This window comes from Serratia sp. TSA_105.2, from assembly GCF_052692115.1.
In genome coordinates this window covers 77,601-93,880 of sequence record NZ_JBQZFT010000002.1, presented here as the reverse complement: position 1 = coordinate 93,880, position 16,280 = coordinate 77,601, and the positions used below count along the sequence as shown (strand labels likewise).

The 16,280-nt window shown below is 60.0% G+C and carries 12 protein-coding genes; 6 read left to right on the top strand and 6 right to left on the bottom strand.

Going from position 1 to position 16,280, the window contains the following annotated elements; genetic code table 11:
• Positions 1-63: 63 nt before the first annotated feature.
• From gstA to trxB, 3 genes are all read right to left on the bottom strand, one after another.
• Entirely contained in the window at positions 64-681 is a 618-nt protein-coding gene (gene gstA / locus ACUTSC_RS06795) for a glutathione transferase GstA (protein ID WP_197766474.1), read from the bottom strand.
• A 93-nt stretch (positions 682-774) separates the two neighbouring features.
• Positions 775-1,662 carry a LysR family transcriptional regulator gene (locus tag ACUTSC_RS06790; RefSeq protein WP_187322205.1) on the bottom strand — a complete coding sequence of 296 codons (888 nt, stop codon included), beginning with the start codon at positions 1,660-1,662 and terminating at the stop codon, positions 775-777.
• A gap of 75 nt (positions 1,663-1,737) precedes the next feature.
• Positions 1,738-2,709 carry a thioredoxin-disulfide reductase gene (gene trxB, locus ACUTSC_RS06785; protein ID WP_047727946.1) on the bottom strand — a complete coding sequence of 324 codons (972 nt, stop codon included), beginning with the start codon at positions 2,707-2,709 and terminating at the stop codon, positions 1,738-1,740.
• Positions 2,710-3,362: 653 nt separating this feature from the next.
• Here trxB and lrp point away from each other — a divergent pair.
• From lrp to serS, 5 genes are all read left to right on the top strand, one after another.
• Positions 3,363-3,857 (top strand): leucine-responsive transcriptional regulator Lrp, encoded by a 495-nt coding sequence (lrp, locus tag ACUTSC_RS06780; RefSeq protein WP_004928318.1) that lies wholly within the window; start codon positions 3,363-3,365, stop codon positions 3,855-3,857.
• Between the two features lie 120 nt (positions 3,858-3,977).
• Positions 3,978-7,583, top strand: a complete 3,606-nt coding sequence (locus ACUTSC_RS06775) for a DNA translocase FtsK 4TM domain-containing protein (protein ID WP_197766473.1) — start codon at positions 3,978-3,980, stop codon at positions 7,581-7,583.
• Positions 7,584-7,781: 198 nt separating this feature from the next.
• The gene (gene lolA, locus ACUTSC_RS06770; RefSeq protein ID WP_019454555.1) at positions 7,782-8,393 is read left to right on the top strand and encodes an outer membrane lipoprotein chaperone LolA; all 612 of its coding nucleotides are present in this window, start codon (positions 7,782-7,784) and stop codon (positions 8,391-8,393) included.
• A gap of 67 nt (positions 8,394-8,460) precedes the next feature.
• The gene (locus tag ACUTSC_RS06765; RefSeq protein WP_060421860.1) at positions 8,461-9,747 is read left to right on the top strand and encodes a replication-associated recombination protein A; all 1,287 of its coding nucleotides are present in this window, start codon (positions 8,461-8,463) and stop codon (positions 9,745-9,747) included.
• Between the two features lie 109 nt (positions 9,748-9,856).
• Positions 9,857-11,149 (top strand): serine--tRNA ligase, encoded by a 1,293-nt coding sequence (serS, locus tag ACUTSC_RS06760; protein WP_015377321.1) that lies wholly within the window; start codon positions 9,857-9,859, stop codon positions 11,147-11,149.
• 53 nt (positions 11,150-11,202) lie between these two features.
• Here the strand turns inward: serS and ACUTSC_RS06755 are convergent, their stop codons facing one another.
• On the bottom strand, positions 11,203-11,568 hold the full coding sequence (locus tag ACUTSC_RS06755; RefSeq protein WP_197766472.1) for a DUF1801 domain-containing protein: 366 nt from the start codon (positions 11,566-11,568) through the stop codon (positions 11,203-11,205).
• A gap of 163 nt (positions 11,569-11,731) precedes the next feature.
• Between ACUTSC_RS06755 and ACUTSC_RS06750 the strand changes: the two genes are divergently transcribed.
• A complete protein-coding gene (locus ACUTSC_RS06750) occupies positions 11,732-12,883 on the top strand; it encodes an MFS transporter (RefSeq protein WP_033637849.1) in 1,152 nt (383 codons plus the stop codon).
• A 48-nt stretch (positions 12,884-12,931) separates the two neighbouring features.
• Here the strand turns inward: ACUTSC_RS06750 and pflA are convergent, their stop codons facing one another.
• Both pflA and pflB read right to left on the bottom strand, forming a co-directional pair.
• On the bottom strand, positions 12,932-13,672 hold the full coding sequence (gene pflA, locus ACUTSC_RS06745) for a pyruvate formate lyase 1-activating protein (RefSeq protein WP_015377324.1): 741 nt from the start codon (positions 13,670-13,672) through the stop codon (positions 12,932-12,934).
• Between the two features lie 280 nt (positions 13,673-13,952).
• On the bottom strand, positions 13,953-16,235 hold the full coding sequence (gene pflB / locus ACUTSC_RS06740; RefSeq protein ID WP_049208015.1) for a formate C-acetyltransferase: 2,283 nt from the start codon (positions 16,233-16,235) through the stop codon (positions 13,953-13,955).
• Positions 16,236-16,280 lie beyond the last annotated feature (45 nt).

Genomic DNA, 16,280 nt, shown 5'->3' with positions numbered 1-16,280 from the left:
CGTCACCCGGCAGACTGAAAATAATAAAGCGGCCAAATGTGGCTATAACAGACGCGTTACCGACTATTTGACTTCCTCACTCGCGGCCTCGGCTTCCAGCGCTGCGCACACCGACGCTCGCTCTGCAATCCGCGCCACATAATGCTGGAGCGGCGGCCACTCGCTCAGCGAAATCTCGAAGCGCGCCATCCAGCGCAACACGGTAAACAGATAAGCGTCTGCGACGCTGAAATGCTTTCCCAGCAGATAAGTTTGTGGTGCCAAAGCTTGCGCGAGATAACTCAATCGCCGCCTCAACTTGTCGCGCAGCAACGCCTTGGCACCATCGGGCAGGGCGTCATTGAATAAAGGGGCGGCGCCGGCATGGATCTCGCTGGTGATGAAATTAAGCCATTCCTGCAGCCGTACCCGCTCAAAGGCCGTCGGTGGCGGCGCCAGCCGGCGCTCTGGGCGCAGGTCGGCGAGGTATTGAACGATAGCGGAGCCTTCGGTGATCACATTGCCATCGTCCAGTTGCAGGGCGGCGACGTAACCTTTGGGGTTGATGCGATAGAAATCCTCACCGTCGGCGCAGCGCTTGCTGCGATTGTTCACCCTGATCAGGGTGAAGGGGAGCGCTAATTCGCGCAGGACGATATGTGGGGCAAGCGAGCAGGCATCGGGAGCAAAATACAGCTTCATGCTATTTCCTTGTGGGTCAATGAGAACGCTTGCCACAGCATGCCGACGCGGGCACCGGCGGGAAAATGGAAATTTCAGAAAGCCGCTATTAGCTCAGCGACTGGCCAGAGTTTGCTCCTGTTCTCGCAGGTAACTCAGCAGGGTTTGGACGGGGAGCAGGGCCGCCGCCTCGGATGAGCACGCGAGGCCGAAACGGCGATAAATCGGCGCAACGAGCGGCAGAGCGCAAACCCCAAGCGCGTCGGGCGGGATCACGGACGCGGGCATCAGCGCGACGCCCGTGCCTTCCCTGACCAGCGTCAATGCCGTTTGCCAATCGCTGACGGTGGCGCGGATATCGGCCAGCGCCAGGCCCGACTGCTGCGCCAAGCTTTGCGCATTGAGATCGCACCCGCCGGTCGCCAGGATAAAAGGCAGCCGGAACAGGGCATCCAGCGCCACCGGCCGCCGCGCTCGCGCCAGCGGATGCGCGCTGGGCACGACCGCCAGCCAGGCATCCTCTCCCAAAGGGAAGCACTGCCGCTCCGGCGCCGGATTGAGCACCACGCCGATGTCTGCCGTCGCCGATGTTAACCAGCTCTCCACTTCGTGATCGGTGCCCTCGAGCGTAATCAGCTCAATGTCGGGGTACAGACGGCGAAATTTACGCAGCAGCGGCGGCAACAGCTTGCTGAATGCCGACGGGAAACTGGCCAGGCGTATTTTGCCTGCGTGCGCGTTGCCGGCTTGTTGCGCACACTGCTGAATGGCCCGCAGTGCTTCCAACATCGTGCGGGCATGGGCGACGATCTGCAGGCCGCTTTGGGTCAGGACGACATTGTGCGGTTGGCGCACCAAAAGCCGGGTGCTCAGCATTGTCTCCAGTTGAGCGATGGCCTGGCTGGCGGCAGACTGCGTCATACCGCAGATCGCCGCAGCCTGAGTGATGGTGCCGCTGTCGGCGACGGCAACCAGCAGGCGCCAGTGAAGAAGATTATGCATCGGCGTGCATCCTCTTGAGGAGCGAAGACAAAAAAAGCGGCCCGAGAGCCGCTTTTTGCCGGTGGCGAGAAAGCCTTAGCAGACTTCTGCGCCGGCGATGCCGTCCAGGTAACGCTCTGCGTCCAGCGCCGCCATACAGCCGGTGCCGGCGGAGGTGATCGCCTGGCGGTAAATGTGATCCATCACGTCGCCTGCGGCGAAGACGCCGGGGATAGTGGTTTGGGTCGCATTGCCGTGAATGCCGGACTGCACCTTGATGTAGCCGTTTTCCAGCTCCAGCTGGCCGCCGAAGATGCCGGTGTTCGGGCTGTGGCCGATAGCAATGAACACGCCGGCCAGCTCCAGTTCACGGGTTTCGTTTTCCGCTTTGGTGCTGCGGATACGCACGCCGGTCACGCCCATTTCATCGCCCAGTACTTCGTCCAGCGTATGGTCGGTGTGCAGCACGATGTTGCCACTTTTCACTTTTTCCATCAGCCGGTCGATCAGGATCTTCTCCGAGCGGAAGCTGTCGCGGCGGTGGATCAGGTGAACTTCGGCGGCGATGTTGGACAGGTACAGCGCTTCTTCAACGGCGGTGTTGCCGCCGCCGACCACCGCGACTTTCTGGTTGCGGTAGAAGAAACCGTCGCAGGTCGCACAGGCGGAAACGCCTTTGCCCTTGAAGGCGTCTTCGGAAGGCAGGCCAAGGTAGCGTGCAGAGGCGCCGGTCGCGATGATCAGCGCGTCGCAGCTGTATTCACCGCTGTCGCCGAACAGGCGGAACGGACGCTGCTGCAGATCGACGCTGTTGATGTGATCGAAGACGATTTCAGTCTGGAACTTCTCCGCATGCTCGCGCATGCGCTCCATCAGCGCCGGACCGGTCAGGCCTTCGGCGTCGCCCGGCCAGTTTTCCACTTCGGTGGTGGTGGTCAGCTGGCCGCCTTGTTCCATACCGGTGATCAGCACCGGGCTCAGGTTGGCGCGCGCTGCGTAAACGGCGGCGGTGTAACCGGCCGGGCCGGAGCCCAGAATCAGTAATTTGCTATGTTTAGCCGTGCCCATGAATAACCTCTTTATTCCACAATGGCGGACAATGGACCGATTGTAGGGAAAATGGCGCAGTAAAAAAAGCGCCGGGCGACGTTGTTAACGATTTGTATGATAGTTGTCGCCTATTAATGCACCCGCTGTCGGCAAATCGCACGCCAAACGCAGAAATTTACCTTATCAAAGCCGCATTCGGCTGCCGAATCGCCAACCGCGCAAAAACGGCGCATTCTGCGACTTGAGCCGCTCCTGGCTGGGGTTTAGCAACCAGCGATTCATAACCAAAAATGGGATGCAGACTTTTCGTGACGGTACGTTGTTCTGATTTTGCTTCTTTTACTTTGACAATCCGCTGCGCATTTGCGAAAACATCATAGGAAGAAGAAATTATCCCCGTAACACCAGCAAATCGTACGTATTTGCGCCGCGAGGCGGCAATGCGCGGTGGGTTTACGGAGCAGGGCGCGCAAGCGTTTGCTGATTTTTTCTCGACCTAAACGTCGTTACCGGCGTCGCGCGGGGTTGGACAGACAGGCTGCGCGGCGTGGAATGATGGTAGTGAAGAAGCATATGACAGGCATCGGGTCTTCGCTTGGAACGAACCCTTACACATTGACGTTGGCTAGGGTGTGGCAAGTGCACGGAAGAAAATAAGAGAGACAATAATAATGGCAGACAACAAGAAACGCCCGGGTAAAGATCTTGACCGTATCGACCGCAACATCCTTAATGAGCTGCAGAAGGATGGGCGTATTTCGAACGTCGAGCTTTCGAAGCGCGTGGGGTTATCCCCGACACCATGTTTAGAACGCGTGCGCCGTCTCGAGCGCCAGGGTTTCATTCATGGCTATACCGCATTGCTTAACCCGCATTATCTGGATGCGTCCCTGTTGGTTTTCGTGGAAATCACGCTGAACCGCGGCGCGCCGGATGTGTTTGAGCAATTCAACTCGGCAGTGCAGAAGCTTGAAGAGATTCAGGAGTGTCATCTGGTTTCCGGTGATTTCGACTACCTGTTGAAAACCCGCGTACCGGACATGTCGGCTTACCGCAAATTGCTGGGCGAAACCTTGCTGCGTTTGCCGGGGGTTAACGACACCCGTACCTACGTAGTGATGGAAGAAGTGAAACAGAGTAACCGTCTGGTTATCAAAACACGGTAAGGTGCAGGTGCAAAACCTGATTAAATTGGTTACACTCCTGTTTATTCATACAGTTTCGGCGCCGGGGAAGCTTCTCGGCGCTGTTGCTATGTCAGCTAACAGGAACCTGGAGAGCCTTTCTTGAGCCAGGAATATACAGAAGATAAAGAAGTTACCCTGAAAAGACTCAGCAGTGGCCGGCGTTTGCTGGAGGCTGTGCTTATCGTGGTAGCGATTTTTGCCGTTTACCTCATGGCTGCGCTGGTCAGTTTCAACCCGTCTGACCCAAGCTGGTCGCAGACCGCGTGGCATGAGCCGATTCACAATTTGGGCGGCGGTGTCGGGGCCTGGTTGGCCGACACGCTGTTCTTCACCTTCGGGGTGCTCGCTTACGCGATACCACCGATCATGCTGATCCTGTGCTGGGCGGCCTATCGCCAGCGCGGCAACAGAGACTACATTGACTATTTCGCGCTCTCCCTGCGCCTGATCGGCACCCTGGCGTTAGTGCTCACCTCCTGCGGGCTGGCGGCGCTGAACGTTGACGATCTCTATTACTTCGCTTCCGGCGGCGTGATCGGCAGCCTGCTGAGCAACGCCATGTTGCCGTGGTTCAACGGCATCGGCGCCACGCTGGCGCTGCTGTGCGTGTGGGCGGCGGGGTTGACGCTGTTTACCGGCTGGTCCTGGCTGGTCATCGCCGAGAAGATAGGCGGGGCGGTGCTGGGCGTCGCGACAGTGATGACCAACCGTTCACGCCGCGAAGAGCGCTATTTCGAGGATGACGAACGTTACGTTGACGACGAGCCTGAGCAGGCAGGGAAGGGCGCCGCAGCCGCGGTTGCCGCCGCCGGAGCCGCAGCCGCCGATAACGACGTGCTGTTCTCCGCGCCTTCGGTCACCGAAAGCGCCAAAGAGGCGGCGGAAGACGCCGCCGATCCGTTGCTCAGCGGCCTGCGAGCCGACGATGGTGAGGTTGAAGCCGACGCCGCGCCAATCGCGCCGGCGGCTTCGCCTGCACCGGCGGTGAAGGCAGAGATCCACGAGCCCGTTGCCGCACCGATCGCCACACAGGCGCCGTCGGTAACGGTGGCGCCGGCCGCGCCGGCCTCGGTCAATCAGCACCCGGTGAGCGCACCGGCGCAAGACGCCACGCCGCCGCTGTACTCCTTCGAAATCCCGGAAGAAACGCCTGCGCCTAAGGCGACGCGTCCCATCGACCCTTATCGGGACGACGATGAGCCGCGCCTGGGCAATTGGCAAGAGCCGGCTGCGCCGCAGCCGCCGGCGCGTTCTCCCTTTGATTTTACTGCCGCGCAGCGCGACAGTGCCGACGTCAGCGGAGCGGGTGGTTTCAGCGCCACCGGCGCCAAGCCACAGCTGGATACGGCAGCCGCTGCCGCTGCGGGCGCCGCGGCGGCGACCTTTATGCCGGCCTTCACGGCGACCAGCGACAGCAATTCGCAGGTTAAACAGGGTATCGGCCCTGAGTTGCCGCGGCCGAATCCGGTGCGTATTCCGACCCGTCGTGAGCTGGCCTCATACGGCATCAAGCTGCCTTCGCAGCGTGCGGCCGAGCAGGAACAGCGCCAGGCGGAGCCTCAACAGCCGACGGCGATGAATCCGCAGGAAGAAGAGGCGCTGCAAGAAGCTGCGCTGCGCCAGGCATTCGCCACGCAGCAAAGCCAGCGCTATGGCGAAAGCTACGAGCCGGAGCAGGATGATGAAAATGCTCAGCAGGAAGCCGAGCTGAGCAAGGCGTTCGCCGAACAACAGAACCAACGTTACGGTGAAGTCCAACAGGACGATGAAGAGGCGCGGCAAGAGGCTGCGCTGCGTCAGGCATTCGCCGAGCAGCAGCAGGCGCGTTATGGCCAGCAAGAGACTGCCCCGCAGGCACCTGCGGCCAGCCCGGTCGATACCCGCAATGCTTTCAGCTTCTCGCCGATGGCGGATCTGGTGGACGATGGCCCGAGCGAACCGATGTTCACGCTGTCCCCGCAGCTTGAAGAGCGCATTGAACAGCAAAGCGAGCAAGAGGACGACGTGCCGTTCGGCCAGTTTGAGCCTGCGGCGCCGGCTGTTCAACCTCAGCAATCGCACTCACAGCCTCAACAATACCAGCAGCCGCAGCAGCAATATCAGCAGCCGCAGCAACCGGTGCAGCAGCCTCAGCAAGCTCCGGCCGAGCAACATCCGGCGATGGACAGCTTGATTCACCCGTTCCTGATGCGTAACGATCAGCCGTTGCAGAAGCCGACCACGCCGCTGCCGACGCTGGATCTGCTGACCGAAGCGCCGAAAGAGGTGGAGCCGGTCGACTCCTTCGCGCTGGAACAGAAGGCGCGCCTGGTGGAGGCCAGCCTGGCCGATTACCGCGTGAAAGCCGACGTGGTGGACATCCTGCCGGGGCCGGTGATCACCCGCTTCGAGCTGGATCTGGCGCCGGGCGTTAAAGCGGCGCGCATTTCCAACCTGTCACGCGATCTGGCGCGCTCGCTGTCGACTTCGGCGGTGCGCGTGGTGGAAGTGATCCCCGGCAAGCCTTACGTCGGTCTGGAGCTGCCGAACGCCAAGCGGCAAACGGTGTACCTGCGCGAAGTGCTGGATTGCCCGGCCTTCCGTGACAACCCGTCGCCGCTGTCCATCGTATTGGGTAAAGACATCTCCGGCGAACCGGTGGTGGCCGATCTGGGCAAAATGCCGCACTTGCTGGTCGCCGGTACCACCGGTTCCGGTAAGTCGGTCGGGGTCAACGCCATGATCCTGAGCATCCTGTATAAAGCCACGCCGAAAGAAGTGCGCTTTATCATGATCGACCCGAAAATGCTGGAGTTGTCGGTCTATGAAGGCATTCCGCACCTGTTGACCGATGTGGTCACCGACATGAAAGACGCCGCCAATGCGCTGCGTTGGTGCGTGGGTGAAATGGAACGCCGCTACAAGCTGATGTCTGCCCTGGGCGTGCGTAACCTGGCCGGCTACAACGAACGCGTCGATCAGGCCGAAGCGATGGGGCGGCCGATCCCGGATCCGTTCTGGAAGCCGACCGACAGCATGGACATCACGCCGCCGGTGCTGGAGAAAGAGCCTTACATCGTGGTGATGGTCGACGAGTTCGCCGATCTGATCATGACGGTCGGCAAGAAGGTCGAAGAGTTGATCGCTCGCCTGGCGCAGAAAGCGCGTGCGGCGGGTATCCACCTGGTGCTGGCGACCCAGCGTCCGTCGGTGGATGTGATCACGGGTCTTATCAAGGCCAACATCCCGACGCGTATCGCCTTTACCGTGTCGAGCAAAATCGACTCCCGCACCATCCTCGATCAGGGGGGCGCCGAGTCTTTGCTGGGTATGGGTGACATGCTCTATCTGGCGCCGAACTCCTCGATTCCGGTGCGCGTACATGGTGCATTCGTGCGCGATCAGGAAGTGCATGCGGTGGTCAAGGATTGGAAAGCGCGCGAGCGGCCCCAATATAAAGAGGGCATTCTCAGCGGCGGCGAAGACGGTGAGGGCGGTGCCGGCGGCGGTATGGACGGTGACGAAGAGCTGGATCCGCTGTTTGACCAGGCGGTGGATTTCGTGGTGGATAAACGCCGCGCCTCCATCTCCGGCGTGCAGCGCCAGTTCCGTATCGGCTATAACCGCGCGGCGCGCATCATCGAACAGATGGAAGCGCAAGGCATCGTCAGCGAGCAGGGGCACAACGGCAACCGTGAGGTGCTGGCGCCACCACGGCACGATTGATGGTCGTTTAGCCATTGCAATTCAATAAGAAAGGGCCGCTTAAGCGGCCCTTGTGCAAAGAAGCGTAAACCCGTTTCTTCTCGGAACATTGGCCTACCGGCCGATCGCCGGCTTCGGGTAAAGTAATCGGGTAAAGGGTTGATTTGACCCGCACGGCGTCGCCCTGCGGTTAACGCATTTCATAAGGTATCTGGAATAATGAAAAAACTGTTAGTTGCCTGCTGTCTGCTTTCGGGATTCGCGTCTACCTCCGTGCTGGCCGATGCCGCACAGGATCTGCAAAGTCGCCTGGCGAAGGTGAACAGTTTCCACGCCAGCTTCTCGCAAACCGTGACCAGCGCCGACGGCGCCGCGGTGCAACAGGGGGAAGGCGAGCTGTGGGTGAAGCGGCCAAACCTCTTCAACTGGCACATGACGTCGCCCGATGAGAGCGTGCTGGTCTCCGATGGCCAGACTCTGTGGTTCTATAACCCGTTCGTCGAGCAGGTGACGGCGACCTGGCTGAAGAACGCCACCGGCAATACGCCGTTTATGCTGATCACCCGCAATAATGCCAGCGACTGGAAACAGTACAACGTGAAGCAAAAGGGCGATGATTTCGAGCTGACGCCAAAATCCGCCAGCGGCAACCTGAAGCAATTCGCCATCAGCGTGACCAACAGCGGTACCATTCGCAGCTTTGCTGCGGTGGAGCAGGATGGCCAGCGCAGTTCCTACACGCTGAAAAGCCAGCAGAACGTCGCCGCCGATCCGGCCAAATTCAAATTTACCCCGCCGAAGGGGGTGACGCTGGACGACCAGCGCCAGTGAGGTGCAAGTGAGTAATAATCTGTCGCTCGATTTTTCCCAGAACGAGTTCCAGCCGTTGGCCGCGCGTATGCGGCCGACCACGCTGGCACAGTATATCGGCCAGCAGCACCTGCTGGCCGCCGGCAAGCCGCTGCCGCGCGCCATCGAGGCCGGGCAGCTGCACTCGATGATTTTATGGGGGCCGCCGGGCACCGGGAAGACGACGCTGGCAGAGCTGATCGGCCGTTACGGTCAGGCTGATGTCGAACGGATCTCCGCCGTGACCTCCGGTATCAAGGAGATCCGCGAGGCGATCGAGCGGGCGCGACAAAATCGTGACGCCGGTCGCCGCACCATCCTGTTCGTCGACGAAGTGCACCGCTTCAACAAAAGTCAGCAGGACGCTTTCCTGCCGCACATTGAAGACGGCACCATCACCTTTATCGGCGCCACCACCGAAAACCCGTCGTTCGAGCTGAACTCGGCGCTGTTGTCTCGTGCCCGCGTTTACCTGCTGAAGGCGCTGACCGCCGAAGATATCGGCCAGGTGCTGGATCAGGCGATGGGCGACAAGGCGCGCGGCTTTGGCAATCAGAACGTCGAGCTGCCGGCGGAAACGCGCCGCCTGCTGTCGGAGCTGGTGGGCGGCGACGCGCGCCGGGCGCTGAACAGCCTGGAAATGATGGCGGACATGGCGGAGTTAGACGCCAAAGGCGTGCGGGTGCTGACGCCGGAGCTGCTGAAAGAGGTGTCGGGCGAGCGCAGCGCGCGCTTCGACAACAAGGGCGACCGTTATTACGACCTGATTTCCGCGCTGCATAAATCGGTGCGTGGCTCGGCGCCGGACGCAGCGCTGTACTGGTATGCGCGCATCATTACCGCCGGCGGCGATCCGCTCTATGTGGCCCGCCGTCTGTTGGCGATTGCCTCTGAAGACGTGGGCAACGCCGATCCGCGCGGCATGCAGGTGGCGATCGCCGCCTGGGATTGCTTCACCCGCGTGGGGCCGGCGGAGGGCGAGCGCGCCATCGCGCAGGCGATCGTCTACCTGGCCTGCGCGCCGAAGAGCAACGCGGTCTACACCGCGTTCAAGGCCGCCATGCGCGACGCCAAAGAGCAGGCCGATTATGACGTGCCGGAGCACCTGCGCAACGCGCCGACCAAGCTGATGAAGGAGATGGGGCTGGGAGCGGAGTACCGTTACGCCCACGACGAACCCAACGCCTACGCCGCCGGCGAGAACTATTTCCCGCCTGAAATGGCCCATACGCGCTACTATCAACCGACCTCGCGCGGGCTGGAAGGGAAAATCGGCGAAAAGTTGGCATGGCTGGCTGAGCAGGATCAAAATAGCCCGACAAAACGCTACCGCTAGCGAGGCCGTTGCGGTAAGGTTAGCGGGTATCACTCTTCTTTTATGCGGCTATAAATCAGCCGCATAGAACAACAACACTTCTTTCAATAACAACAAGCACAGGATTAGCATGCTCGATCCCAATCTGCTGCGTAATGAGCTAGACGCAGTCGCCGTCAAACTGGCTCGCCGAGGCTTTAAACTCGATCTGGATCTGCTGCGTTCGCAGGAAGAACGTCGCAAAGTTCTGCAGGTAGAAACTGAAACACTGCAAGCGGAACGCAACTCCCGATCGAAATCCATCGGCGCGGCCAAAGCGCGTGGGGAAGACATCGAGCCGCTGCGTCGCGAAGTGAACGAGCTGGGTGACAAGCTGGATGCCGCCAAGGCGGCGCTGGATGCGCTGCAGAGCGAGATCCGCGATTACGCCCTGACGCTGCCTAACCTGCCGGACGACGCCGTGCCGGATGGTAAAGACGACAGCGAAAACCTGGAAGTGACCCGCTGGGGCGAACCGCGCCAGTACGACTTCGCGGTGCGCGATCACGTCGATCTGGGCGAAATGGCCGGCGGGCTGGATTTTGCCGCCGCGGTTAAGCTGACCGGTTCGCGCTTCGTGGTGATGAAAGGGCAAATCGCCCGCATGCACCGTGCGCTGTCTCAGTTCATGCTGGATCTGCACACCGAGCAGCACGGCTACCTGGAGGCCTACGTGCCTTACCTGGTCAACCACGCCACGCTGTACGGCACTGGCCAGCTACCGAAGTTCGGCGAAGACCTGTTCCATACCCGTCCGCTGGAAGAAGAAGCCGACAGCAGCAACTATGCGCTGATCCCAACGGCGGAAGTGCCGCTGACCAACCTGGTGCGCGACGAGATCGTGGAAGAGGAAACTCTGCCGCTGAAAATGACCGCACACACGCCATGCTTCCGTGCGGAAGCCGGTTCTTACGGCCGTGACACCCGCGGTTTGATCCGCATGCACCAGTTCGACAAGGTTGAAATGGTGCAGATCGTTCGTCCGGAAGATTCGATGGATGCCCTGGAAGAGCTGACCGGCCACGCGGAAAAAGTGCTGCAGCTGCTGAACCTGCCTTACCGCAAGGTGTTGCTGTGCACCGGCGATATGGGCTTCGGCGCATGCAAAACTTACGATCTGGAAGTGTGGCTGCCGGCGCAGGATACCTACCGCGAAATCTCGTCCTGCTCCAACATGTGGGACTTCCAGGCACGCCGCATGCAGGCGCGCTGCCGCAGCAAAGCCGACAAGAAGCCGCGTCTGGTTCACACGCTGAACGGCTCCGGCCTGGCGGTTGGCCGTACGCTGGTGGCGGTGCTGGAAAACTACCAGCAGGCCGACGGCCGTATTCAGGTACCTGAAGTGCTGCGTCCATATATGGGTGGCCTGGAATACATCGGCTAAACGGCAAACCATGAGAAAAAAGCGCCTGCGGGCGCTTTTTTTATGCCGAGAGTTCAGCCCGTCGCCAGCGTATAAGCCTGTTGAATGTAGTCCGCCAGATGCTTGCTTTTCACCTCGTCGGGCGAGTGGAGCTTGATGTGCCGCCGATACTGGCCGCTGCCTTCGAGCTGGAGATAACGATCTTCCAATCGGTAGCCGTGGCCGAACTCCACCGTGACGTGGTGGCGATAGGCGAAAACGCCGCAGAAAAATTGGCTATGCGAGAACATGATGCCGCCGTATTTGACCGATTCGGTGACGCCGTTGCCGCTCGCCGCAGCGATTCGCCGCACCTGCTGCACAATGGCCAGCAGGTCACCTTGCGTGCTGTCGATGTCCGCCAGCAGGGCCTCTACCGCCGCATCATTTGCCTGACTCATCTTGCCCCTCTGTCGTTAAATTCGCTCTGCGCTGAGCATAGCGCTTTTTCAGCCGGTTAGCCGGAAACAAATCGTGCGGTGGAACGATAAGAGGCGATTGACTTTTTTATCGCCAGTGGCATGATGCGCGCACTCTCATTGCGCGTTCGGTCACAATTTCACTATGTCCGCATACTCCCGCCCAGTGCTCTTATTGCTCTGCGGCCTCTTGCTGCTCACGGTATCCATTGCCGTTTTGAATACGTTAGTGCCTCTTTGGTTAACCCACGCTCAGCTGTCGACCTGGCAGGTGGGAATGGTCAGTTCCTCTTATTTCAGCGGCAACCTGTTGGGCACGCTGGTGGCGGGCAAACTGATTCAGCGCGTCGGTTTTACTCGCAGCTATCATCTTTCTTGTCTGGTGTTCGCCGCCGCGACCGCCGGCATGGTGCTGTCGATCGATTTTTGGAGCTGGCTGGGCTGGCGCTTCTTCGCCGGCGTCGGTTGCGCCTGGATCTGGGTGATCGTGGAGAGCGCGCTGTTGCGCAGCGGCAATCTGAGCAACCGCGGCCAGCTGCTGGCGGCCTATATGATCGTTTATTACCTCGGTACGGTGACCGGCCAATTGCTGTTGAGCATGACCTCGACCGAATTGCTGCACGTGGTGCCGTGGGTGACCGCCATCGTGATCAGCGCGATGTTGCCGATGCTGTTTGCGCGGGTCAACCGCCATGAAGACGAGCCGCAGCAGGCGGCGGTGTGGACAATGCTGAGACGCCGCAGCGCGCGTCTCGGCATCAATGGCTGCATCATCTCCGGCATCGTGCTCGGTTCGCTGTACGGCCTGATGCCGCTGTACCTCTCCCATCAGGGCATGAGCGATGCCAACGTCGGTTACTGGATGGCGCTGCTGGTCAGCTCCGGCATCGTCGGCCAATGGCCGGTCGGTCGCCTGGCCGATCGTTACGGGCGCCTGCTGGTGCTGCGCATTCAGGTGTTCGTGGTGATCCTGGCCAGCGTGGCGATGCTTGGCAACTACGCCATGGCGCCTTCGCTGTTCATCCTCGGCTGCGCCGGTTTTACCCTGTACCCGGTGGCGATGTCCTGGGCCTGCGAGAAGGCGCTGCCGCACGAGTTGGTGGCGATGAACCAGGCGCTGTTGATGAGCTACACCATAGGCAGCCTGCTGGGCCCGTCGATGACGGCGCTGCTGATGCAAAACTATTCCGATCGCGTGCTGTTCGTGATGATCGCCGCCGTGGCGCTGGTTTACCTGCTGATGCTGTTGAAGAAGCAGAAGCCGGATCACCATCACACGCCGTTCGCCGCCGCCTGAGCATAAAAAAACCGGCTATGAGCCGGTTTTTCTTTGGCGCCGCGCCAATCAGTAAATGACTTTGTGGCCGTAGCTTTCCAGGATGCCTTTGACGCGATCCATGGTCTCGGCCTTCGGCGGATGAACACCGTCCAGCTTGTACTCTTCCCCCATCGCCACCCACTTGTGCTTGCCCAGCTCGTGGTAGGGCAGCAGCTCGATTTTCTCGATGTTGGTCATGTCTTTGGTGAACTCGCCCAGCAGGTGCGCCGACTTATCGTCGTCTGACCAACCCGGCACCACCACGTAGCGGATCCAGGTGCGCTGGTTGCGTTTCGCCAGGTAGCGGGCGAATTCCAGTGTGCGGTGGTTGGAGACGCCGACCAGGTTCTGGTGGATCTCGTCGTTCATCTGTTTCAGGTCCAGCATCACCAGATCGGTGGTGTCCAGCAGCTCGTCGATCACCGGATCGTAGCGGCGCACGAAGCCATTGGTGTCCAGGCAGGTATTGATGCCTTCGGCGTGGCAGGCGCGGAACCAGTCGCGCACGAATTCTGCCTGCAGGATCGCCTCGCCGCCGGACGCGGTCACGCCGCCGCCGGAGGCATTCATGAAGTGGCGGTAGGCCACCGCGTCTTTCATCAGCTCTTCAACGGTCACTTCTTTGCCGCCGTGGGTATCCCAGGTGTCGCGGTTATGGCAATAGAGGCAGCGCATCAGGCAGCCCTGGAAGAAGACGATAAAGCGGATCCCGGGCCCGTCGACGGTGCCGCAGGATTCGAAGGAGTGGATGCGACCAGTTACTGACATTGCGGGGTTTTCTCCAATATTGACTGTCAAACGCAGTCTAAAAATAGGCGCGTGGCCGCCGGCCAGGTATCTGCGATGCAGCAGCGGGGTGAGCCCGCCACCGGGGGTAATGATGCCTGTCGGCCGGTCAGTTGCCGGATAACTGTTTTGCCGGCTATCCATTCAGTATAGATGTCCGGCAAAACAGACTCTACAGAGTCAGGGGAGAGCGGTGGGAGAAAAGGGCCGGCAGAGCCGGCCCTGTCGTTGGCACCGGGCGGTTTCCCGCCCGGTTGGCGTATTACATCGTTTGAGTGAAGGTACGAGTAATGACGTCCTGCTGTTGCTCTTTGGTCAGCGAGTTGAAGCGCACGGCGTAACCGGAAACGCGGATGGTCAGCTGAGGGTATTTCTCAGGGTTTTCCATCGCATCCAGCAGCATTTCGCGGTTCATCACGTTGACGTTCAGGTGCTGGCCGCCTTCGATGGAGGCTTCATGGTGGAAGTAACCATCCATCAGGCCCGCCAGGTTGGCTTTACGCACGTCGTCGTCTTTACCCAGCGCGTTAGGCACGATGGAGAAGGTGTAGGAGATCCCGTCTTTCGCGTAGGCAAACGGCAGTTTGGCTACCGAGGTCAGGGAGGCTACTGCGCCTTTCTGGTCGCGGCCGTGCATCGGGTTGGCACCAGGGCCGAACGGTGCGCCTGCGCGGCGGCCATCCGGGGTGTTACCGGTTTTCTTACCGTACACCACGTTGGAGGTGATGGTCAGTACGGACTGGGTCGGTACCGCATTGCGGTAGGTGCGCAGTTTCTGAATTTTCTTCATGAAACGTTCCACCAGGTCGCAGGCGATGTCATCGACGCGGGCGTCGTTGTTACCGAACTGCGGATACTCGCCTTCCACTTTGAAGTCGATAGCCAGGCCGTCTTCGTCGCGAATGGTGGTGACTTTCGCGTACTTGATGGCGGACAGGGAGTCGGCTGCAACGGACAGACCAGCGATGCCGCAAGCCATGGTGCGATAAACGTCACGGTCATGCAGGGCCATCAGCGCAGCTTCGTAGCTGTACTTGTCGTGCATGTAGTGAATGATGTTCAGCGCGGTCACGTACTGCTTGGCCAGCCAATCCATAAAGTGGTCCATGCGCGCCATGACTTTGTCATAGTCCAGCACTTCGTCCATCATCGGCGCTTCTTTCGGGCCGACCTGCATTTTCAGTTTTTCGTCAACGCCGCCGTTGATGGCGTACAGCATGGTTTTCGCCAGGTTGGCGCGGGCGCCGAAGAACTGCATTTGTTTGCCGACGATCATCGGGCTGACGCAGCAAGCGATGGCGTAGTCATCGTTGTTGAAGTCAGGACGCATCAGGTCGTCGTTTTCGTACTGAACGGAAGAGGTGTCGATGGACACTTTCGCCGCGAATTTCTTGAAGTTCAGCGGCAGCTTCTCAGACCACAGGATGGTCATGTTCGGCTCCGGAGACGGCCCCATGGTGTACAGGGTGTTCAGGAAGCGGAAGCTGTTTTTGGTGACCAGGGTGCGGCCGTCGACGCCCATACCGGCCAGGGATTCTGTCGCCCAGATTGGGTCGCCGGAGAACAGCTCATCGTACTCAGGGGTACGCAGGAAGCGCACCATACGCAGTTTCATCACCAGGTGGTCGATCAGTTCCTGCGCTTGTTCTTCGGTCAGTTTGCCCGCCTTGATGTCGCGCTCGATGAACACGTCGAGGAAGGTGGACACGCGGCCGAAGGACATGGCGGCGCCGTTCTGGGATTTCACAGCGGCCAGGTAGCCGAAGTAGGTCCACTGCACTGCTTCTTGCGCGTTAGTGGCAGGGCCGGAGATGTCGTAACCGTATTTGGCGGCCATCTCTTTGATCTGAGCCAGAGCGCGATGCTGTTCAGCGATCTCTTCGCGCAGCTGGATGGTCATTTCCAGATCTTCGCCGTTTTCCAGTTTTTCCTGCAGCGATTTGAACTGGTTCAGTTTGTCGGCCATCAGGAAGTCGATACCGTACAGCGCCACGCGGCGGTAGTCGCCGATGATGCGGCCACGGCCGTAAGCATCTGGCAGACCGGTCAGCACGCCGGATTTACGGCAGTTCAGGATGTCTTTGGTGTAAACGTCGAATACGCCCTGGTTGTGGGTTTTACGGTATTCGGTGAACACCTTTTTCAGCTGCGGATCCAGTTCGCGGCCGTACACTTTGCACGAACCTTCGACCATTTTGATGCCGCCGAACGGGATCAGCGCGCGTTTCAGAGGGGCGTCGGTCTGCAGACCTACGATGGTTTCCAGCTCTTTGGCGATGTAACCCGCGTCGTGAGAAGTGATGGTTGCAGCAACGTTGGTGTCGAAATCAACCGGCGCGTGAGTGCGGTTTTCCAGTTTGATCCCTTCCATAACCTTGTCCCACAAGGTGGTGGTGGCCTGAGTTGCGCCAGCCAGGAAGGATTCGTCACCCTCATAAGGCGTGTAGTTTTTCTGGATGAAGTCACGAACGTTGACTTCATTCTGCCAGTCACCCTTGCTGAAACCTTCCCAAGCGTTGGCTAATTTCTCGTTAAGTTCGGTCATTGTACACCTACCTTTGATTGTGGATTTCTAACTCGGCGCGCGGTA